This is a genomic window from Thermostilla marina (assembly GCF_054657455.1).
Genome location: NZ_BAAHYR010000001.1, coordinates 4,169,340 through 4,190,430, shown reverse-complemented (window position 1 = coordinate 4,190,430; position 21,091 = coordinate 4,169,340). Strand labels below are relative to the sequence as shown.

Here is a 21,091-nt window from a genome sequence, read left to right as displayed (position 1 = left end):
AATACAAAGCCCCCGCGGTACGGGGGCTTGGAGCCTGGTGTTTTTAACCTAGTGGGCGATGACGGATTCGAACCGCCGACATCCACGTTGTAAGCGTGGCGCTCTGACCAACTGAGCTAATCGCCCGGAGTCTTCGACCGGATCGCAGACCGGAAAGCCGCTTTGCGGGGCTGGATGAATATACTTCCGGAAGGCGAATGCATTCCATCCACGATCCGGAGCTTGGAATTTCATCGTAACGCCCCCTGCGAACGGATGCAACGGGCCCGAGATCCCGGAAATTGCCCTCCGTTGTGCGGCGGCGATAATGAACCATAGCTCGATTCGCGAAACTGAACGCTCTGGGCCGCCTGAGAGACTGGACGGGCCGATTGATGTCTCGAACGACAAGGATCAAACCACGCAATGGACGTGACGCTCGATGTACTGGTGGTGGCGCCTCATCCCGATGACGCCGAGTTGGGGATGGGGGGAACGATTTTGCGGTTTTTGAGTGAAGGGCTCAAGGTAGGCGTCGTCGACTTGACCGATGGTGAGCCGACGCCTTTCGGTACACCGGAGAAACGTGCCCAAGAGACTCAACGAGCGACGGCGGTACTGGGGCTTACCTGGCGGGAGAACTTGGGGCTGCCCAACCGATCGTTGACGGCCTCGTTGGAGGCCCGCCGCGCGCTGGCCGAGGTCTTCCGCCGCATGCGACCGCGTTGGATCTTCGCACCTTATTGGGAAGATGCCCATCCGGACCACACGGCGGCGACTTCGCTGGTAGAGGCCGCTCGGTTTTGGGGGAAATTGACGAAGACATCCATGACCGGCGAGCCGCACTATGCCGAGCGAATCTTTTACTACTACTGCACGCACCTGCGACACGTCCCGCAACCGGCGTTCATTGTCGATATCAGCCCGTTCCTGGAACGAAAGATGGAGGCGATTCGCTGCTATCACAGCCAGTTCCTTGAAGGGCGTCCGCAGGAAGAACTGGGATTACTGGATCGCCTGGAACACGTTGCTTCGGTCATGGGCTGGATGATCGGCAAGAAATACGGAGAGCCCTTCACGTGCCGCGAACCGATCGGGCTGACGGAAGGGCTCTCGTTGTGCTGAAACGGCCGTGCCGCGGGCGTCAATCGACGTCCAAGGCGTTGGCCAATTTGTGCAGTGCCTCGGTTTCGATTTGGCGAACGCGTTCCCGGGTGAGGCCCAATTTTTGGCCGATTTCTTTGAGCGTTTTCGGTTGGTTGTCGTCCAACCCGAACCGCATGCGAAGAACGGTTGCTTCCCGCGGATCCATCTCGTCGAGCAGACGCATCACGTGTTGCAGACTGTCGTGCTCGAGAAGTTGTTCTTCGGGCGAGCGGGAGTTCTCGTCCATGATCATCTCACCCAAAGACCAACCGTGATCCGATTGGTCGGTTTGCGGGGTGAGATTGTAGATCTTGATGGCTTTCTTGATGATCGGGAGTTTCTTGCGAGGAACACCCAGGACGCGGGCGACTTCTTCGGGGGTCGGCGTGCGGCCGAGTTCTTCGGCCAGGCGGTTGCTCGCTCGTCGCCATTTCGAAAGCAACTCGACCATGTACGCCGGAATGCGAACCGTCTTGGCGCAATTGATCAGCGCCCGCTTGATCGACTGCTTGATCCAATAGCTGGCGTACGTCGAGAACCGTGTTCCCATCGCGGGATCGAATCCTTCGACCGCCCGCAACAGTCCCAAGTTGCCTTCTTCGATCAAGTCTTGAAGGCTCAGGCCCTTGCCGGTGTATCCGCGGGCGATGTTGACCACCAAGCGAAGGTTGGCGCGTACCATGCGGTCGCGGGCCTCGGGATCGCCGTTGCCGACGGCGATCGCCAATTCCTGTTCCTCTTCGGGGGTCAGCAAGGGAGTTTCGTTGATCTCGCGCAGGTACGTTTCCAGCGGAGCTTGAACGCTCGACTTGCTCGGTCGTGTCGTTTTGGCAACAGTCATGGCAGCTCAACTATACGGTCAGTCTTGGCATTCGCATCTCCGTATCCAACTGATCGGCGGGGGGAGCAAGCGTTCTGCATACGGGGCAATGGATGACAAGTTGGCAAGAATGTGCGCGTGGTGTGGTTGGTATGGGATGGAACGTCTGGAGATGCCGTCTCCGTAGAATCGGTCCAGGTTGCGAAATCGACACGCTCGGGATCGGCAGAACAATCGTCCGCAAAAGGATGCGGCGGTTCACTTGCCGTACGAAAGAACGGCGCAAAGCGGTTGCGCTGCGGCAAGAAAGGAAAAGCGGACGGAAAACCGAGGTCGGTGTTCCGTCCGCGATAATAGTCAATTGTCCCCTGAAAGGGACTCCCTCTCGGGGCGGGCAACGATTTGCCCGCTGGGGTCGCGAGCTTTACTCGGCCTTTTCTTCGCCGGTTTCGTCGGCGGGTTGATCGCCCGCTTCCGATTCGGCTTCAGCTTCCGCCGCAGGAGCTTCGTCTGCGGTTTCCGCCGGTGCCGCGGCTTCTTCGGGCTCCGGTTCCTGGGTGGGCAGCGGTTGAATCAACGGACCGGAGCTACCCAAACCGCCCTTGAGCTCGACCTGCGGACGCTGTTTGGTCTTTTGTTGCTCATCAGCTTCGGCTTGAGCTTCATCTTCCTCGGCCCATTCGACCCGCTTGCGAGAAAGGCCGATCTTGCGCTCGTCGGTGTCGACACGCAAAATCTTGACCTCGATTTCTTCGCCCACCTTGACTACTTCTTCGGGGCTGTCGACCTTGTGATCGGCCAATTCCGAAATGTGCAGAAGACCTTCCAGCCCGTCTTCCAACCCCACGAACACACCGAAGTTCGTGATCTTCGTGACCGTACCCTTGACGATTTGACCCGGTGCGTAGCGCTGCGGGATGTCGTGTTCCCAGGGGTCCTCGGTCAGTTGTTTGAGGCCGAGTGCGATGCGATGCCGGTTCTGATCGACGCTCAGCACGCGGCATTCGATTTCTTGGCCCCGTTGCAAGATTTCGCTGGGGTGGCTGATCTTGCGCGTCCACGACATGTCGCTGACGTGCAAGAGACCGTCGATTCCCTCTTCTAATTCGATGAACGCACCGTAATTGGTGAGGTTGCGGACGACCCCCTTGACGATCGAGCCTTCGGGATACTTTTCGGCGGCACGATCCCACGGGTTCTCTTGCGTTTGCTTGATACCCAACGAGATTTCCTGCTTCTCTTTGTCGATTCGCAGGACCACGACTTCGATTTCGTCGCCCACTTGGACGACCTCGGTGGGGTGGTTGATCCGCTTGGTCCACGACATCTCGCTGATGTGTACCAGACCTTCGATGCCGTCTTCCAGCTTGACGAAGGCTCCGTAGGTCATCACGTTGACGACCGTCCCCTTCACGCGGCTGCCGACGGGGTACTTGACTTCGACGTCTTCCCACGGGCTGGGCGTCTTTTGCTTGAGGCCCAACGCCACTTTTTCTTTCTCGCGGTTCACGTCGAGGATGACGACTTCGATTTCGTCGTCGATGGAGACCATCTCGGACGGATGACCGATGCGTCCCCAGCTCATGTCGGTGATATGCAACAACCCGTCGAGACCGCCGAGATCGACGAACGCCCCGAAGTCGGCGATGTTCTTGACCACTCCCTTGCGAATTTGGCCGGGTTCGAGTTCGGCCAACAGTTTGGCTTTCTTCTCGGCGCGTTCGGCTTCGATCAGTGCGCGACGGCTGACGACGATGTTCCGCCGTGCCTGGTCGATCTTCAGCACGACGCACTTAATTTCTTTGTCGATGTACTCAGCGATGTCGCGAGGACGGCGGATATCGACCTGGCTGGCGGGCAAGAACACGTTCACGCCGATGTCGACCAGCAAGCCGCCTTTGATCTTGCGCGTGACTTTTCCGGTTACGACGTCGCCTTCCTTGACCGACTCCATCACCCGCATCCAGGCCTTGATTCGCTCGGCCTTTCGCTTGCTGAGGGTGATCATGCCGTAGTAGTCGTCACTGTCGAGGAAAGCGCTTTCCAGCTCTTCGACGAGGACTTCGATCGTGTCGCCGACTTTCGGCGGCTCTTCTTCTTCAGACCATTCGTTCAGCGGAATGATGCCTTCGCTCTTGTAGCCGACATCGACGACGACGAATTCTTTTTCGACCCGGACGACTTTGCCTTCGATGATGTTGTTGACGGCGATTTCTTCCCCGCCCCACTCCAGCTCGTCGGGGGTGCCGCCGGCCATCGCCTCGCTAAGTTCCTTTTCCCACTCTTCCGCCGACAGGTCGACACTACGAATCAGGTTACGGTTGACCATGAAAACATCCAGAAAACGACAATCGGAAACCTATTGCCAAGGAGAACGTCAAGGATGCCCGTCGGGCGTCCTGCTGTCGACGTTCCGCAATGCGAAAGGTTCGGACCGCTCGGTAACCTGTTCTCCGCCCACACGGAGAATCCCGCAAGCTACCGAAGAATCCGAAAGTATAGCAGAGCTACCGAACCCAAACAATTGATCCTCCAGGGAGTTGCGACGATTTTGCCGGGTTCTCCGTGTGTTGCGCCCCCAGAGAGAGGGGGTGCGGTGTCGAGGCTGGATCAGGGGCCCAATTTTCTGAAAATGTGGGCAATCCGGGGTGAGTGGGTAGAGGTGGTGTAGTGCTCTGCTAGGTCCGTCGTCGGAATTCGGGACGCTGTCGCAGCATTTCCCAGTACTCGCGTACTTTGTGTTCGACGACGTTCGTCAGTTCGTCCTCCGACCAAGCCGCGTATTCATCGGGCGCGATCGGGGCACCGTAGTGCACGTGCACCCTGCCCGGTAGGGGAAAAGGACGCGTTCGGGGCCACGCTTTGTACGCACCTTCGATGGCGATCGGCAAGATCGTGGCGCTCGTTTTCCTTGCCAATGCGGCAAATCCGGGCTTGAAGGGGTGAATCTCTCCGTCGGGGGTGCGGGAACCTTCGGGAAACATCAACAGCATTCGTTTCTGTTTCAATTGCACCAAGGCGGCGCGAATACCGGTGACCGGCGGAGCGTCCTGTCGCAGGGGAATCGCTCCGTACGAACGGATCAACGCGGCAAACGGCCTGAAGTCGAACAGGGTCGCCCGCGCAAGATACACCATATTCCGCGGCGAGCCCGCTCCAATCAGCGGCGGATCGAGATGGCTTTGGTGGTTTGCTACCGCCAAGACGGCGCCCTCGCGCGGAATGTTCTCGATCCCTGTGGCGCGAAACCGAAAGACGACGGAAGCCACGCTGCGTACGACGAACCGGCTCAGGCCGTACCAATAAGGATTGACGTGAACGTCGTAGTTCGTCTTGGCCATGGCGAACCCTCTACGGCCCGATCCTCATGATTTGGTCGGCGATTCCGTTTCGTCGTCGGTGGACGTTGTTTGCGCCCGCACAAGCAAAACGATTCGGTCCACGACCTCGTCGATCGACAGGCCGTCGGTGCACAAATCGACGGCGTTGGCCGGTTTGCGCAGCGGGCCGACCGATCTCGATTGATCGCGGCGGTCCCGCTCGACGATCTCACGCAGGACGTCGTCGAGGCTGGTCGGCATGCCGCGGGCAAGCAGTTCTCGGTATCGACGCCGGGCCCGTTCTTCAGGCGATGCCCAAAGGTAGATTTTGCATTCGGCATCCGGAAACACAACCGTGCCTTGGTCGCGGCCCTCGGTGACGAGATTTCGGCTTGCGCCGATTTCTCGCTGACGCCGGACCAGGTCGGCACGGACATTCGGGTTATCGGCGGCAAACCGAGTGACGGCGGTTACCTCGGGCGTGCGAACGGCCTCGGAGACGTCTTCTCCGTTCAGCAGGATGCGGTCGCCGTCGAAACGGATGTCGAGATTCGGCAATAACGCTTCGAGTTGTTCCGGCGCGTTCCAGTCGACACCCGCCCGCATACCGGCCAGCGCGACCGCCCGGTACATGGCACCGGTGTCGAGGTAGTCGAACCCCAATCGGCGTGCGGTGCGCTTGGCGACCGTGCTTTTTCCTGCACCGGCCGGTCCGTCGATAGTCACGATCATCGGCGTCGTTACGAGGTCGAAAGAAAACGAACGTGAACAGGCGAAGACCGTCGAAGCGGTCGATCAACACGGCGACCGTCGATTCTAGCGATTCGGAAACAGGACGTCAGTCGGGGCGGTTCCTTTTTCGCGTCGGGCACGGCGTTCGTGCCGCATCCGAATTCGGGGGCTAAAACAGTCGCACGGCCGTGCGAATGAATTGGTGCGGTCGAATCGGCACGACGACGGCATCGTCTTCGACGGTCAGTTCTTCCATGTCGTTGCCCAAGAGGTCTTGCTGTGCGGCTTTCTTGACGGGCCGGCAACAACGCAAGCGGACTTGTCCGCGTTTTCCTTCGGTTTCTTGAAGATGGGCGATTACCCCGACCAGTCGCCCGTCCTCCAGCCACGGTGTCCACGAGGCCGCAATCACGTTTTGGGCGTCGATGTGGAACAGCCAACCGGCCGTCGTCGAAGGAACGCTCGACAAGGGAACGGCGATCGGTTCGGTCAAGGTTCCCCAGGCTGCTTGGACCGGGTAACGCAAGTGATACCCGATTGCCAGGTCGAATTCGCGGCGCGACTCTCCCGCGGTCAACAAAATCGTGTCTAGTCGTCGCACGCCGATCTTGCGGTGATAGGGCAGGCCGCCGCAACATAGCGAGATTCCGTGTTTCGCACCACGGATATGCACCAGGCGAGGGCTTTCGATTCGCGTGGTATCGCCCGGTACTTTGAAACCGCCGCCTTGGCAGGTGAAGACGTCGGCCGTTTCGTCGCGCCACGCGAGGCGGAAGGCATAATAGTTCGCCCAGGGATCGCCTTCAGGCATCTTCTCGGGTTCCAGCTCGACGTGAAAGCGAATGAGCGGATCGCCGCGATACACGCGGACGACTTGCCGGAACCGGGCCGCCGTTTCGCCCAGGTGATCCAACAAGCGTCCTTTCGATTCGATCGCACCGCAGAACTCGGTGCTTTCGACGACGCGGATTTTCTCGGCGACCATCCGCGTGTAATGGCGTTCGGGATCGTCTTCTTCGATACCCGGCGATTTGGGCCGTGGCTTTCGTCTTGCCAATTGCTGGCCGAACAGGTTTCGGCCCTGCGGCAAGGGGAACACGCCTTGAATGCCGCCGCTCTGTTCGTCGATTTGCACCTGAAAGAACTCGTTGCGCAGTGCCAGTTCGGCGGCGATCAGGCCGTCGTCGTCTTCGGACGCCCCGAACAGCGAAGCGAGAAGACCGCGTTTGCGTTTGGGTTTCGATTGCCGAGACTCGGTTCCGCCCGGTTGCAGCACGCTGAATCCCATTCCGGGAATATCGACCACCGCGCCGTTGCCGCGGTCGGTCTCGCCCGTTGCTTTTACGATCTCGGAGGTTGCTGCGGGGGATTCCAGCGGCAGGTTGTCGAACGTCGTGCGCCGTGCGAACGAGTGCGGGTTGATCAGCAACACCGCGGGCGCCGTTTCGGAATTCGGCTCCTTCGGCTGTTTTCCCACCAGATGCTCGGCCGCCAAAGCGAGGCTCTTTCGGTAAACGTCGTCGACCGACTCCGCGAGAGCCGGCATTTCAGCAGGGCTATCGACGGCCCGATCGAGCGCGGTTGCAAGCCGGTCGATCGTCGCATCGAGTGCCTTCATCGAGTCGTTCCAAGTCTGCGCGGCGACGGCGGCCATGACCAGGCACGACCGGGCGGATTGCAATGAGGCGTGCAAGCGATGATAGGCGTCCCAACGCGACACGGGATCGACTTGTTGGGCCTCGACGGCCTGGCGCAGATAGGGCGTGCGGTACTTGGTCGGTGGGTACTTCGTTTTTGCTCCGACGTATTGCGTCGTGCGGAAATACTCGGCCAACGTGAGAAAACTGCCCAATACCGGCGAATGCTCGCAACCACGGCGGAGCAGAGCGTACCACCGGCAAGCCCCGTTCGGCCAATGGGCGAAGACCGCCGTCGAGGCGTGATCCAGGTCCATTGCCTGGCCCAGCGTCTGGGCGAGATGCAGAAATTCGGACGGCCGCGAGGCGTCGCACGGCACGCGAGCCAGCGCGGCGACCTCGGTGTCGTCAAGTCCCTGCCAGCGAATCTTGCTCTGGTTGCCCGTCGGGAAGATGCCGTCGTCCAACGCAAAATGAAAGACGCCTTTGCTGCCGATTTGAGCGGCAAGGCCCGGCAACCAGCAAGCCAGCGCGTACCGACGATGTCCGAGTACGACCGGCGCATCGGGCAGAAGTTCGGCGGCGGTGTGCGCGGCATCTGCCAGCGAGCGGGCCACGGCGTCGGCGGGCATCAACGGCAGTGGCGGTTCACCACGACTGCCGATCGCGGCCGAAAACGTCCCTCGCTCGGCGTTTTCTTGCATCTTGGCGAGCGTTTCGGGATAGTCTTGAGCGATGCGTTCCCACAAATCGACGGGGAACATCATGTTGCACCGGCCGGCGTCCAACTCGGCATCCAGTCCGCTGCCCAGCGTCGTCGGGGCTACCAGCGTCAAGTCGAGCAGGTGGGCCTCGACCGGATAAAAATATTCCCGGGCCTCCGTGAGCAGGTCGTAGCATTGCTGAAGGTGAGCGAGAGCGGTTTCGGCGTCGTTTTCCACAGCGGCGCCGGCTGCCTTGGTCAACTCCTCGCGAAAGCGGATTTCGTCGAGGTTGCTCATGTAGCGCAATTGTCGCGTCAACAGCTCCACCTGAAGGTAGCAATAGCCGAGGGCGAAGAACTCCTCGACCAGCGCGGGATCGACCGCGGGAAAGGGATCAGGCCATCGCTCGTGAAGCCGGGCTAGCAGCTCATCGAGATCGGCGAATCCGCGGAGGATCAGATTTGCTTCGGTATTGTGATCGTCGAGCCAACCGCCGGAGAGTTCCGCCAGCGAGCAGTCGGGAATGGTGATCACGGCTTTTTCGATACCGACCGGCGGATCGTTTGCCCGATCCCAAGTCGGAGTTTCGCCGCTCGCCTGAATCAACACCGGGTGAAACAAGCCGGCCCAAGCAGCCAAAAGCTGGTCGGCGTCTTCGTCGTTGCGGCTGACATCGAAGTCTTCCAGGCTATAGCAGGGAAGGAGGACGACCAGTTTTTCGTATCGTTGCATGGAAAATCGACTTTCGTTCGTTCGTCGGCGAGGGTACCCTCGAAAGACGCTTTTGTAGCAGACCGTTCGCCCTATGATACCACGCAGCGGGCGGTGTTACCGCCGTCGGCGAGCGCGGTCGGCGAGGATAGCCCGCTCGCCCGGAATCGGTACGGGACCCCGCAGGCAGGCGAGCGAACCGCTGCAAGATGCAATACTATATTGTCGACACCGAAGAGGTGGTCGTTGTTTTCGCGGTAAACAGGGCAAAAAGGGGTGAAGGTGGGAGGGCGATTGCCCCCTGCTTCCGGAGGGGTTGTTAGTTGACATGTGCGGGTCGGCGTCGATACATTGGAGGTTAGGAAAAATAGCGGATCCCGTAACGAATGTTCCTAATCTCGTAAGTATTTCTGACGGGCCGATTTCCACCGGGTAGGGCGGCTGTTTTCTTCTCGTGCTTGTCACCGTCTCCCTCCCGTTCACGGATCAGCGATTCATTCGAGGATTTTCTTCATGGCCAAGATCGATGCAGCCTGGGGTATCGACATTGGGAATGCAGCGTTGAAGGCGATTCGATTGCGTCCCGGCAACATGCCCGGACAGGTCGTGGCCGACGCCTTCGACTTCATCGAGTACCCTATGCTGCTCTCGCAGCCCGGGGCCGAGCGCGAAACCCTCGTCGAGACCGCCTTGCAGCAGTTCTTGTCGCGCAACGACGTTCGCGGAACTCGTGTTGCCGTCGCCGTTCCGGGACAAGCCGGTTTGGCGCGGTTCATCAAGCTGCCGCCGGTCGAGGCCAAGAAAATCCCGAATATCGTTCTCTTCGAGGCGAAGCAGCAGATCCCGTACGATCTGGACAGCGTCGTTTGGCGATTCCAGCGGATGGATGCCGACGTCGGCGAGTCGCAATTTGCGATCGAGCCAGAAATCGGGTTGTTCGCACTGAAAAAAGACCAGGTGATAGCGGCCTTGGAGCCGCTTCAAGCGGTGGGGGTCGAGGTCGACATCATTCAGTTGACGCCCCTGGCACTGTACAACTTCATCCGCTTCGACAAACTACGCGATTTGCCGCCGCCCGACGAATACGATCCCGACAATCCGCCGCCCTCGACGGTGATCGTCTCGGTGGGGACCGAATCGACCGACCTGGTCGTGACCAACGGTTTCCGCGTGTGGCAGCGAAACATCTCCGTCGGCGGGACGAGCTTTACGAAGGCGTTGAGCAAAGAGCTGAAGCTCACCTTCTCGAAGGCGGAACACCTCAAGAAAAATATCAACACGGCTCCCGACCCGAAACAGGCCTTCCAGGCCATGCGGCCGGTGTTCAACGAGCTTTTGGCGCAAATTCAACACTCGATCGGCTACTACACGACGATCGACCGGGCAGCCAAGATCGAAAGCGCCATCGCGGTCGGTAGTACGTTCCAACTACCCGGGCTGCGGAAATTCATCGAGCAAGGGTTGGGTGTGCCGGTCGAATTGGCCGAGGATTTCGAAACACTCGAAGGCCCCGAGGTAACGGCGTCTCCCGTCTTCCAGGAGCACCGACTCAGCTTCGGCGTGAGTTTCGGTTTGGCCCTGCAAGGCATCGATCTGGCGGCGATGAAGATCAACATGCTGCCGGACGAGATCGTCCGCGAGCGGGCGATTCGGGCCAAGAAACCGTGGCGTTTGGCCGGCGCAGCGACCGTCTTAACCGGCCTGGCGCTCAGTTTTGCCCTGCGTTCGATGGCTCTTTCGCAAGTGTCGCCGAAGGTGTTCGGCTCGGCCGAGCAGGCAGCCCAGGCGGTGATCGAGCGGGCGAACAATTACAAGAGCCAACTCACGACGGTCGAGGGGGAGTTCGACCGAATCGACACGCTGGGTAAAAACGTCACCGAGAACGTCGAAGGACGGCTGTTGTGGCTTGAGCTGTTGGCGGCCGTCAATCGATGCTTGCCGAGCGATCCGCCCGGCCAAGAGCCTGAAGACATTTCCCAGCGCGAAGTAATTTTTGTCGACAGTATTCAAAGCCAGAAGGTTGCCGATTTGGCGACCTGGTGGCAATTGGCGAAAAAGTGGTACCAGCCGATGGCCGCTGCAACCCCGGCCGTCGGTGCGCCCGTCGATCCGGCGACCGCCGACCCGAATGCCGTCGCGCCGCCGGTTTCGCCCGCCGGGGTCCCTTCGGCGCCGACGCCTCCTCCGGCCGGCGTCGGTGCGACCGGTACGACGGGAACGAGCACCGAGGAAGAGATTCCCGGGCCCGAGGGGGAAGGATACCTGATTCAGATCACCGCCCATCACTTCCACAACGCGCCTACCGAACGCGAACGGTTTGGTGCGGAATTCGTTCGGCAAACACTGATCAAGAACCTCGAGACTGCTTCGATTCAGTTCGGTAACGAAGTGGTCACGATGAAGGAACTGGGGATCAGTCATCCTTGCTTGATCAACCCTGGGCGGGTCGAAGAGATCATGGTCCCCGATCCGAACGCGCCGCCGCCGAAACCGGCGACGGTGCCCGGGGTGCCCGGCGCGGGGCCGACGAGTGTTCCGCCGGCAGCCGCGGCAGGGGAAGAAGAATCCGGCGAAGAAGGAGCGACCGGTGAACCGACCAACCTGATTACGCTACGGCGTTTTCGCTTCATCGTACAGTTTGCGTGGATTCCGAAGACGCCGCGTGAACGAGCGGAAGCCCGGCGCGCGGCGGCCGAAGCGGCAGCCGCAGCTGCCGCAGCCATGCCTGCTGCACCTCCTGTGGGTCAGCCCGGGATCCCGCCCGGCGCACCTACCGCCCCAGGGGCCGGCGCCCCTGCCGGGACTCCAGGCGGCGCGCCTCCGGCCGGTGTACCGGCGACACAACCGCAACCCGCCGCGGGCGGAAATGTCCCCGGCGGTCCGGCGGTGCCGGGTGCCGGTCCGGCTGCGCCCGCGACCGGGCCGCAACCGGTGCCTGGTGGGAATCTGCCTGGCGGCCCTGCGGCACCGGGAACGCTGCCTCCGACCGGAGCCGGTGGTGGAGCGGCGGCGCCGCCAGGGTCGGGAACGGGACCTGCGGCTCCTGGAACGGTACCAGGGCCTGCGACGGGTGCGCCGACGCCGCCTGCCGGTGGCGGGCCCGCAGCTCCCGTGACGCCTCCCGGTGGTCCGGTGCCCCCAACCGGCACGTGACATGACCGAGACAATCGAGCTAGCTGGAGAAAACTTGGAAGCGCACGTGGTTGAACTGTATTTCAGACCGCGTCGCTTGAGCGCGAACATCCTATCGACGCCCTAGGCGTCGCTTAAGCGAGCTTTTCGCCGACGAGGTCCGCCATGGACGAAATCAAACTTTTCCTTCCCAAAGAAAACAAGCACTTTCTTTTCTGGATTCTGATCACGGTCGCTCTCGTGTTGGGGATCGTGTTCTGGTTCCTGGGCTATCGTAAGGTTTCTGCCGATTACGAAGCACGCATCAGTGAGCTCGAGCAACTCAAGTCGCAGGTTGCCGCAATCGGGCCGGGCACGCCCAACCCGGGCGTCATTCAGGCGACTTCGCAGCAAGTCGAATTGCTCAAGGCCGAGGTCCTTTCGGCGTGGGATTTTCTTTACCGCGTGCAAAAGGCGAAGAACCGTTGGCCCGAGGCCCTCAGTCCGCAGTTTCGGCGGATGATTGAGAGTTTGCGGCCGGGCGATGAGATTCCGCAGCTCGCCCGGGAAGAGTATATGACGTTCATCGAGGATCATTTTCCAACGTTGTTCGAGATCATCGACCTGCGGCATCGCAAAGATCAAGATCTTAAAGAACTCGTGTCCCTGGACTCGGGACCGACCGCAGGCGGGGCCTACAGCGGGGGGTACCCCGGCTACGGCGGCGGCTATCCGGGCGCTACCGGTTACGAGGCCTACACCGGAGGTGAAGGAGAGGGGGAATACGGTGGTGAGTATGGGACCCCCGGAATGACCTCGCAAGAAATGGTCGGCACGGTGGAATGGGATCCGGCCAGCATCGGCTTGCTGAAGAGCCGGTTCGCGTGGCAAAGCGTGCCCGATTCCCAGACAATCTGGGACGCACAAGAAGACTTGTGGGTCTACGAGGCCTTGCTTCGCGTGATTCGTGATACCAACGAAGGGGCTACCGGTTTCCACAACGCGGCGATCAAGAAAATTGAAGAGCTTTCGATCGGTCCGGATGCCGCGCAGCGAATCCAATCGGGGCGGAGCGTGTTGTTTTCGGCCGGTGCCGTGCCGGGAGGATCGGGCGCTGCGATGATGGGCTCCGGCTACGAAGGGGAAGGTGAGTACGAGTACGAAGGCGGCGAGGGCGGCGAGATGATGGGGCCGCCAGGATACGGCCTGCCGCAGCAAAGGGCACGTTACGTGGATGCCGACGGGAACCCCGTCCCGCCGGGAAGCGATCCACCCTTTGCCGAATTCAAGATGATGCCCGTCTACTTACGGCTGATCATGGATCAGCGCCGCATCGATCGGTTGCTCGTGAACTGCGCCAACTCGAGTATGCCCGTGCGGGTGACGCGAGTGGCGATTCGGCCCGAAAAGACCGTACCGGCCAATTTGGGACGGCTGCCGAGTGCCGAAGGCGCTGAAGGTGAAGGTGAATACGGCTACGAAGGTGAGGGCGGTTACGAAGCGGCCGGGTACGGTGAGTATGGGGGCGGCTACGGTGCCGGTTATGGCGGTGGATATGGTGCCGATTACGGCGGATACGGTGAAGGTGAATACGAAGGCGGCAGCGGGTACGGAATGGGCGGTATGAGCGACGTGACCAACCAGCTCGGCGGCGAATATTCGCCGTACGATCTGCGTGTGGAGGTCGAAGGAATCATTTACATCTTCAACCCGCCCGATCGGGAAAAGCTCGGAACAGGAACCGAGTCCGACACGAATCCCGACAATGACGTGCCGGAAGCGACGCCCGTACCGGCAGGTGTGCCCGGTGGCACCCCGGCTGCTCCGACCGGGCCTGCACCGGGGACGGCCCCGCCCGCCGGTCCTGCAACGGGGGCTCCGCCTGCGGCTGCCGCACCCGCAGGTACGCCGACGCCCGGAGCACCTGCCCCCGGCGCTACCGTACCGGGCCCGGCAGGAACACCGCCTGCCGCGCCGGGAGCTTCCGGAGGGTCGCCGACCGCTCCGGGAACGCCGGCACCGACCAATTAGATCATCGGAGTACGTTGTTTCGATTCGATTTTCAAGACGCGTTTTCTGTCCAAAGTTTTCTTGAAAAGCGACACCTGCGAATCGCGGCCGGAAACGCACTTTCGTCGAGAGCCGATTCGAGAGCATAGCGCGGGAGAATGATCATGGCACAAGGGGATGTCGGAGGCCTGCCGAGTACCGGTCCGCGGATCGGCGATTACGCTGCCGTCGGAATCGGGGTTATCGTCTGCATCGCTTTCGTGGTGATGGCATTCATGGGCCGAGCAGACGTCGAGGTTTCGCCCGACTCGCTGGCCTCGTTGGCCTCGCAGGCGGACAGCAACATCAACAGCACACCGGCCCAACCCACGCGGCAGGTGTACCGCTATTCCCAGTACGCCGTGGGAATCAACGAAGAGGTCACCCAGGGTAAATACACCCTGGTAAAACCGTTTGAGGCACCGCTGTTTCAGCCGAAGAAGAAACGCGGCGAACCGACCGTCTATCCGGTGCTCGACCTGCAAGGCAAGGGGGGACACGCCGCTGTTCCGCAGCGACGAAAAACGCCGACCGGCGCAATGAGCGGCCCTCCAGGGTATGCCGGAGGAGAGGAAGAGTACACCGGCGGCGAAGAAGGCTACGGCGAAGAGGCCTACGAAGGCTATCCGGGCTATGGCGGTATGGGAGTTGCCGGACAGCAGACCGAGGGCGTCCGCTACGTCGTTCTCACCGGTTTGATCGACTGGGAAAAACAGCTCGAAGCGTATCGCGAAACATTCGAGAACGCGATGGGAAGTCGTTCCGGTACCTCGGCTTCTCCGTATGGCGGAGGCTACGAAGGCGGATACGAGGGAGAGGGTGAATACGGTTCCGGCGGTTATCCCGGCTATGGGCCAACCGGTCAAACGCAGACGGAAATGCCGCAATATCTCTACGTGGCCGTCGAGCGGGCGCTGGTGACCGACCCGAACGCGCCGGCCGACAGTCTGCAATGGGAACGAATCAATACGAACCAACGGGCGTTTGAAGAAAGCCTGTACACGGCGACTTCCACCCCGTATGTCCCGCGGGAATACATGGTTCCACGGGGACAGGTACCCATCACGTGGCCGTTGCGTCAGTTGGTCGGTGCGGAATGGGGGCCCGAAGTGGCGCACGAGCCTGAAATCCCCTTCATGAAACCGCGAGCGATGGGGGCCTACGGTTATCCGGGGTATCCCGGGTACGGGCCTGAAGGTCCGATGCCGCCGGGACAGCCGGGAGCCGAAGGGGAAGAAACGGAACCTGCCGAACCCGAGTTGCCGGAAATTCCGGAAGGACCGTTGGCGACTCCGGCGCCCGGAATGCCGGGGCTGCCCGGTGCCGGCGGATATCCCGGTAGCGGCTATCCCGGATATCCCGGCTATGGCAGCGGCAGCGGATATCCCGGTTATCCCGGCTACGGCATGGGTGAAGGAGAATACGAGGGCGAAAGCGAATACGGGAGCGGGTACGGTTCCGGAGGATACGGCGGCGGATACGGCCCGAGCGCAGCCGTTGCCGCGATGCAAGTCAAATACAAGTTGTTCCGTTTCGTCGATTACAAGGTCGAACCGGGACGCAAGTATCGCTATCGCGTGAAGCTTTACCTGGTGAATCCGAACGCGAATGTCGATCCGCGATTCTTGGAAGACGAATCGTTGGCCGAGAAGAAGTGGCTCGAAACCGAGTGGAGCGATCCGTCGCCGCCGATTGCCGTGCCTTACGATGCCGACATACTTGCCGGTGCCGCCAAGCCGGGACGCATTCCGTTCAGCGGCCCGAAGGCGACCGTCGGTGTGACCGTCTTCGATCCCGAGGACGGCTCGACGGCCTTCCATGAATTCGCCGATCTCGATCGAGGAACGGTGGTCAATTTCCTGGCCGATGAGGTAAAGAAGTCGCAACCCGTTCGGCGTGAACGCAAACCGAGACGCCCGGCGAGTCCTTACGGTGAGGAATACGGTAGCGAGTATTACGGGGAGGAAAGCGAAGGTTCGCCCTACGGTAGCGGACCTCCCGGCAGTCCTTACGGTCCGGCGGCTCCCAAAGAAGAAGAGGAAGACATCGACTACATCACGAACATGTTGATCGTCGATGTCTTGGGCGGCGATCCGACGCCGACACGTCAAGCCGCACCGGGAGAAATCCTCTTGATGGATCCCGACGGCAATTTGGTTGTGCGACGTGAAGTCGACGACGAAGAAAAATACAAAGAATTTACCGAAGAAAAGACGGCCTCACCGTACGGTGCGTACGGGTCTTACGGGGAAGGCGAAGAGGAATACCCCGAAGGATATTGATCGTTCCGCGGGGCGATCGGCGATTCGAAGCCGTCGATGAAAAAACGACCGACGCGCGTGTGTTTCACCGTGAAACGCACGCGCGTTTTTTGATGGTTCCACGGTAAGCGGGCACGCCGTTGCAGCGTCGTTTGACGATGAACGGGCCGTGTTTGCACGACGATGCCGATTGCGATCGAGAATTCTGTAAAACCGGCATTGACGCAGCCGTGGTTCTTTTGCACTATTCCCCCGCCTATGAACCGGTATTAGGAGGCATAGGGTCGTGAATTCCCGTCGTCGAAGCGATCGAAAGGGCGAAAAAGCAGGCCTCAGTCCGCCGTTGATCGGCGGTTCGGGCCGCGTTCGTCCTCCCGACCGACGGACGAAGAGAAGGACGACCGGCGACGTCTTCGAGACCGGTGCATCAAAAATCGAAAGCGGGAAGAATTGCCCTTGACCGCGTATGCGGCAATCGCTATTTATCCCGCTCACGATGGATAAGGCCGACAAAGCGTCGGAAAAAACGCTTGGCTGTGCGCCGAACCTGCGCTGCAAGTGCGCGTAGGCAATCGACGCCGGGTGATCGCATGGAGGCGATACCACGATGCCGTTATTTCGACAAACGTTACCGGAACCACGTGCGAGTGGAAGCTCTCTGCGAGGCATGGAACGGAGTCCTGCGAGTCTCGAAAGGAGAAACGGGTTGAAGACGACTGCACGAATCCTCACCAGCGTGATCGCGGTCGGTGTGGGGGTGCTGCTGGTCGCTTCCCAATTGAACGCTCAAGTCGTTCCAGGAAGCACCGGCAACCAAGGGCAAGCGCCCGACCAGTTGCGACAGCGATCGGACGACTTGTTGGCTCGGGCACGGCAGGCCATCGCCGAAAACGATTTGGATGGCGCCGAACGCCTGGTTCGCGAGGCCGAAGCCTTGGGTGTCGCGTATCCGCCGGTGTACCTCGGCGATACGCCGGCGAAGGTGCGGCGAGCGATCGAACAGGCCCGCAGCGGAAGCGGCCTGAATCGACTGCTCTCGGGCTTCAAGAACGAACCGAAGGTGCCCGACGCCACGCCTTTCGATTCCGCCGGAGGAGTCACACCGCTTCCACCGGTCGGCCAGGTGCGTCCCGTAACCCCACCGGGCGCCGCGGGTGATGCCGCCAAGCGGGCGAACAGCGATCGCTGGCTGCTCGAGGCTCGCCGGGCCTTGGCGGTCGGAGACGTGCGGACGGCCCGTAAGTATGTCGAGCAGGTCAAGTCACTGGGACTTCAATACGGCCGCTACGACGATTCGCCCGAACGCGTCACCGCTTTGATCGACGCTTATGAAAAGCTGACCGCCGACAAGGCGACCAAGGGCGGAACCGAGGCGTATCGTCGCTTGTACGCGAAGGTCCTCCTGGAACAAGCCGACGGCTTGCTCCGTTGGGGCGACCTCGACGAGGCCGAACGGCTCGCGTTGCTTGCTCAGCAGCAGAACGTCACCTTCAGCGCCTTCGAGATCAAACCCGAATCGTTGTTGCAGCGGATTCGTCAGGAACGTTCCGGCAACACCGCTGTTGCCGAAACCGACGGCCGTAAGCAAACGGTGGCACGTTTGGTCCGGCAAGCTCGTGCGGCGATGGCCCAGGGCGATGTGACGACTGCCGAAGTGTTGGCCGGGCAAGCGATGTCGATGAACGTTCCCGAGTCGGCATTCGGGCCCAACGAGGATCGGCCTAGCCTGGTGTGGAACGATATTCAGCGGGCGAAGGCCGCTTCGGGTGTCGTTCCCGCCGCCGCGCAACAGGTCGTTCCGGCTGGCGGCATGTATCCGCAAGCAGGTCAAGCCGCTCCGGCCGTTTACAATCCGAACAACGATCCGACCTGGAATCGCCTGGCCGGCGCACAACAACCGATGGGTATGGGAATGACGCTGGTCCGTCAGGCCGAAGACGCCATCCGCCGAGGCGACGAGGCAAGCGCCTTGCGGCTCTTCCGGCAAGCGATGGCGTACCGCAACGAGCTGGATCCCGTAACGGCCCAGCGCGTGCAGGATTACCTGACGCAGCACACGGCCCGCCCCACCGCCTACACGCAACCGGGTGGATACGGCGGCGGTGACGCCGGATTGGATCCCCAAGCCCAGCTCGACCTGCTGGTGCGGCAAATGGTGGCCGACCTGGCGCACCAGGAAGCCACGGCCATGAGCCTGCGCGACAAGGATCCGAAGCGTGCCGTGCAGATTCTCCAGGACTTCCGCAATAAGATCACAACGTCGGGACTCGATTCCGACAACCGCGATCAACTCTTACGTCGAGTCGACAAGCGCATCAGCGAGCTTCAGCAGTACATCGCGCAAAACGCGCCGAAACTGGAATTGCTGGAAAAGAACCGACGGATCGAAGCCGAGATCGCCGAAGAGCAAAAGGCGAAAATCGAAATCGATCAAAAGCTCGCCGATATGGTGAACGAGTATAACCAGTTGATGCGGGAACAGCGGTTCGCCGAGGCCGAAGTGATCGCCAAACGTGCGGCCGAAATGTATCCCGACAACCCGGTGACTTCGCAGTTGGTGCTCAACGCCCGCTTTATTCGACAGTATGCGTCGAACCAGGAGCTGAAAGCTCAAAAGGAGCAGGGGTTCCTCGACGCGTTGGCATCGGTGGATCGTGCCTCGACTCCGTTCGATGATTCGACGCCTTACGTGATGCCGAATGCGGTCGAATGGGAGAGCTTGACGGCCGCCCGCCGCAAGCAGATGGAACGTACCAATCGGCGTATGTCGGAGCAGGAATTGGAGATCGAGAAGAAACTCGACAGTCAGGTCATGCTCGACTTCGATAACACACCGTTGGTGAACGTGATCGACTTCATGGCGAAGTTGCACGACCTGAACATCCATCTCGATCCGCAAGGGTTGGCTGCCGAAGGCGTTTCGACCGACGTGCCGGTGAGCATCTCGTTGGTCCGGCCCGTGTCGCTGCGAAGTGCCTTGAACCTGATTCTCGAACCGCTGAACCTCTCCTACGTGATCAAGGACGACGTCCTCAAGATCACCAGTAAGCAGTACTGCGACAACGAGATATATGTCGAGGTCTACTCGGTGGCCGACCTCGTGACGCCGATTCCGAACTTCAACGGGTACGAGTCGCGAGGACTGGAAGCCGCCATGGACACGGCCTATCGCCGGATCGACGGACGTTCGGGCGTCGCCGGAGTGACGCCGGGCACGACCGTGTTGGCCGGCAACGGCGTGGCCGGCTCGGGCGTGATCAACCCGGCCGTGCTGGCCCAAATGTCCTCCAGCATTCCGCCGGGATCGGGTACACCCGCCATTCCGCCCATGCAGGGTGCGGGCGCCCAGGGCGGTGCCGCGTTGGCCGACTTCGACTCGTTGATCAGTCTCATTCAGAGCACGATCGCACCCACGTCGTGGGACGCCTTGGGCGGCACGGGCTCCATCCAGCCGTTCCCCACGAACCTCAGCCTGGTCGTGAGCAACACGCAAGAGGTTCACGAAGAAATCGCCGACCTGCTTGAGCAGTTGCGACGGATGCACGACTTGCAGGTCACCGTCGAGGTGCGGTTCATCACGCTCAACGACAATTTCTTCGAACGGATCGGTGTCGACTTCGACTTCGACATCGACGACAAGATCGACGGCCGCCGCGGCGTTCAATGGGGGCAGATTGTCGATCCCGGCGATCCTGCCGATCCCGACAGCCCGCCGGTACGGAACATCCATGACCTGGACCAAGGGAAGAACATCACCGTCGGTATGAGTGCTCCGAATACGTTCTCGGCCGACCTGGACATCCCGTTCCGACAAGGCAGCTTTGCCTTGGCCGTCCCGCAGTTCGGCGGGTACGATCCGACTGCGGGTGCCCAAATCGGGTTCGCCATCCTGAGCGAAATCGAGGCGTTCTTCTTCATCGAAGCGGCGCAAGCCGACCGACGGTCGAACGTCCTCCAGGCTCCCAAGGTTACGTTGTACAACGGTCAGTTGGCCACGATCGCCGACCAATCGCAAAGTCCGTTCGTGACCAGCGTGCGGCCGATCGTCGGCGACTTTGCCGCCGCCCAGGAACCGGTGATCGTCGTCCTCTCCGAAGGGACGTTCCTCACCGTGCAGGCGGTCGTTTCCGAAGACCGACGTTTTGTGCGGCTGACGGTCGTCCCGTTCTTCAGCACGATCGGCGACGTCAACGAGTTCACCTTCGTGGGCTCCGAGACGACGACCGAAAGCACGTCGGCGACGGGCAATCCCGACGAGCCGAACGACAACACGTCGAACGCGAACTCGCGAACGGTCGTCCGCGAGGGTACCACGGTGCAACAACCGACCTTCGCCTCGATGACCGTCAACACGACCGTCAGCGTGCCTGACGGCGGCACGGTCCTGCTCGGCGGTATCAAGCGGTTGAGCGAAGGGCGATCCGAGGCCGGGGTTCCGATCCTTGATAAGATCCCCTACGTCAATCGGCTGTTCAAGAACGTCGGTGTGGGCCGTGAAACCCAAAGCTTGATGATGACCGTCACGCCGCGGATCATCATCCAGGAAGAGGAAGAAGAAAAGCTCGGAATCGCTCCGTAACTCCTTTCCGGACCGAAGGATGGACTCCTTCACGAATGCCGT

At 60.9% G+C, this 21,091-nt stretch carries 10 protein-coding genes and 1 tRNA gene; 5 read left to right on the top strand and 6 right to left on the bottom strand.

Annotated features, from left to right (window positions below; all coding sequences use genetic code 11):
• Positions 1-52 precede the first annotated feature (52 nt).
• Positions 53-126 (bottom strand) — tRNA-Val (locus ACYQ2I_RS15145).
• A gap of 279 nt (positions 127-405) precedes the next feature.
• Between ACYQ2I_RS15145 and bshB1 the strand changes: the two genes are divergently transcribed.
• On the top strand, positions 406-1,104 hold the full coding sequence (gene bshB1, locus ACYQ2I_RS15140; protein ID WP_460167867.1) for a bacillithiol biosynthesis deacetylase BshB1: 699 nt from the start codon (positions 406-408) through the stop codon (positions 1,102-1,104).
• Between the two features lie 19 nt (positions 1,105-1,123).
• On the opposite strand, the gene ACYQ2I_RS15135 is transcribed toward bshB1, so the two are convergent.
• The 5 genes from ACYQ2I_RS15135 to ACYQ2I_RS15115 form a co-directional block, all read right to left on the bottom strand.
• Complete coding sequence (locus ACYQ2I_RS15135) at positions 1,124-1,966, bottom strand: sigma-70 family RNA polymerase sigma factor (RefSeq protein ID WP_460167866.1); 843 nt, start codon at positions 1,964-1,966, stop codon at positions 1,124-1,126.
• A gap of 403 nt (positions 1,967-2,369) precedes the next feature.
• Positions 2,370-4,274 (bottom strand): 30S ribosomal protein S1, encoded by a 1,905-nt coding sequence (locus ACYQ2I_RS15130; protein ID WP_460167865.1) that lies wholly within the window; start codon positions 4,272-4,274, stop codon positions 2,370-2,372.
• Positions 4,275-4,623: 349 nt separating this feature from the next.
• Complete coding sequence (locus ACYQ2I_RS15125; RefSeq protein WP_460167864.1) at positions 4,624-5,286, bottom strand: lysophospholipid acyltransferase family protein; 663 nt, start codon at positions 5,284-5,286, stop codon at positions 4,624-4,626.
• A gap of 24 nt (positions 5,287-5,310) precedes the next feature.
• Positions 5,311-5,997, bottom strand: a complete 687-nt coding sequence (gene cmk, locus ACYQ2I_RS15120) for a (d)CMP kinase (RefSeq protein ID WP_460167863.1) — start codon at positions 5,995-5,997, stop codon at positions 5,311-5,313.
• A gap of 169 nt (positions 5,998-6,166) precedes the next feature.
• Positions 6,167-9,070, bottom strand: coding sequence for an alpha-mannosidase (locus ACYQ2I_RS15115; RefSeq protein ID WP_460167862.1), 2,904 nt, complete (start codon positions 9,068-9,070; stop codon positions 6,167-6,169).
• Positions 9,071-9,562: 492 nt separating this feature from the next.
• On the opposite strand from ACYQ2I_RS15115, the gene pilM reads away from it, so the two are divergent.
• The 4 genes from pilM to ACYQ2I_RS15095 all read left to right on the top strand — a co-directional run bounded on the left by pilM (position 9,563) and on the right by ACYQ2I_RS15095 (position 21,049).
• The gene (pilM, locus tag ACYQ2I_RS15110) at positions 9,563-12,202 is read left to right on the top strand and encodes a type IV pilus assembly protein PilM (RefSeq protein WP_460167861.1); all 2,640 of its coding nucleotides are present in this window, start codon (positions 9,563-9,565) and stop codon (positions 12,200-12,202) included.
• 144 nt (positions 12,203-12,346) lie between these two features.
• Entirely contained in the window at positions 12,347-14,191 is a 1,845-nt protein-coding gene (locus tag ACYQ2I_RS15105; protein ID WP_460167860.1) for a hypothetical protein, read from the top strand.
• Between the two features lie 143 nt (positions 14,192-14,334).
• Complete coding sequence (locus tag ACYQ2I_RS15100) at positions 14,335-16,491, top strand: hypothetical protein (RefSeq protein ID WP_460167859.1); 2,157 nt, start codon at positions 14,335-14,337, stop codon at positions 16,489-16,491.
• Positions 16,492-17,176: 685 nt separating this feature from the next.
• Positions 17,177-21,049, top strand: coding sequence for a type II secretion system protein GspD (locus ACYQ2I_RS15095; RefSeq protein WP_460167858.1), 3,873 nt, complete (start codon positions 17,177-17,179; stop codon positions 21,047-21,049).
• The last annotated feature ends 42 nt before the right edge of the window (positions 21,050-21,091 follow it).

What these genes read in the sequence shown, in the direction of transcription:
- bshB1 (WP_460167867.1), top strand. Translation starts at nt 406, where the DNA reads ATGGACGTGACGCTCGATGTACTGGTGGTGGCGCCTCATCCCGATGAC.
- ACYQ2I_RS15135 (WP_460167866.1), bottom strand. Translation starts at nt 1,966, where the DNA reads ATGACTGTTGCCAAAACGACACGACCGAGCAAGTCGAGCGTTCAAGCT.
- ACYQ2I_RS15130 (WP_460167865.1), bottom strand. Translation starts at nt 4,274, where the DNA reads ATGGTCAACCGTAACCTGATTCGTAGTGTCGACCTGTCGGCGGAAGAG.
- ACYQ2I_RS15125 (WP_460167864.1), bottom strand. Translation starts at nt 5,286, where the DNA reads ATGGCCAAGACGAACTACGACGTTCACGTCAATCCTTATTGGTACGGC.
- cmk (WP_460167863.1), bottom strand. Translation starts at nt 5,997, where the DNA reads ATGATCGTGACTATCGACGGACCGGCCGGTGCAGGAAAAAGCACGGTC.
- ACYQ2I_RS15115 (WP_460167862.1), bottom strand. Translation starts at nt 9,070, where the DNA reads ATGCAACGATACGAAAAACTGGTCGTCCTCCTTCCCTGCTATAGCCTG.
- pilM (WP_460167861.1), top strand. Translation starts at nt 9,563, where the DNA reads ATGGCCAAGATCGATGCAGCCTGGGGTATCGACATTGGGAATGCAGCG.
- ACYQ2I_RS15105 (WP_460167860.1), top strand. Translation starts at nt 12,347, where the DNA reads ATGGACGAAATCAAACTTTTCCTTCCCAAAGAAAACAAGCACTTTCTT.
- ACYQ2I_RS15100 (WP_460167859.1), top strand. Translation starts at nt 14,335, where the DNA reads ATGGCACAAGGGGATGTCGGAGGCCTGCCGAGTACCGGTCCGCGGATC.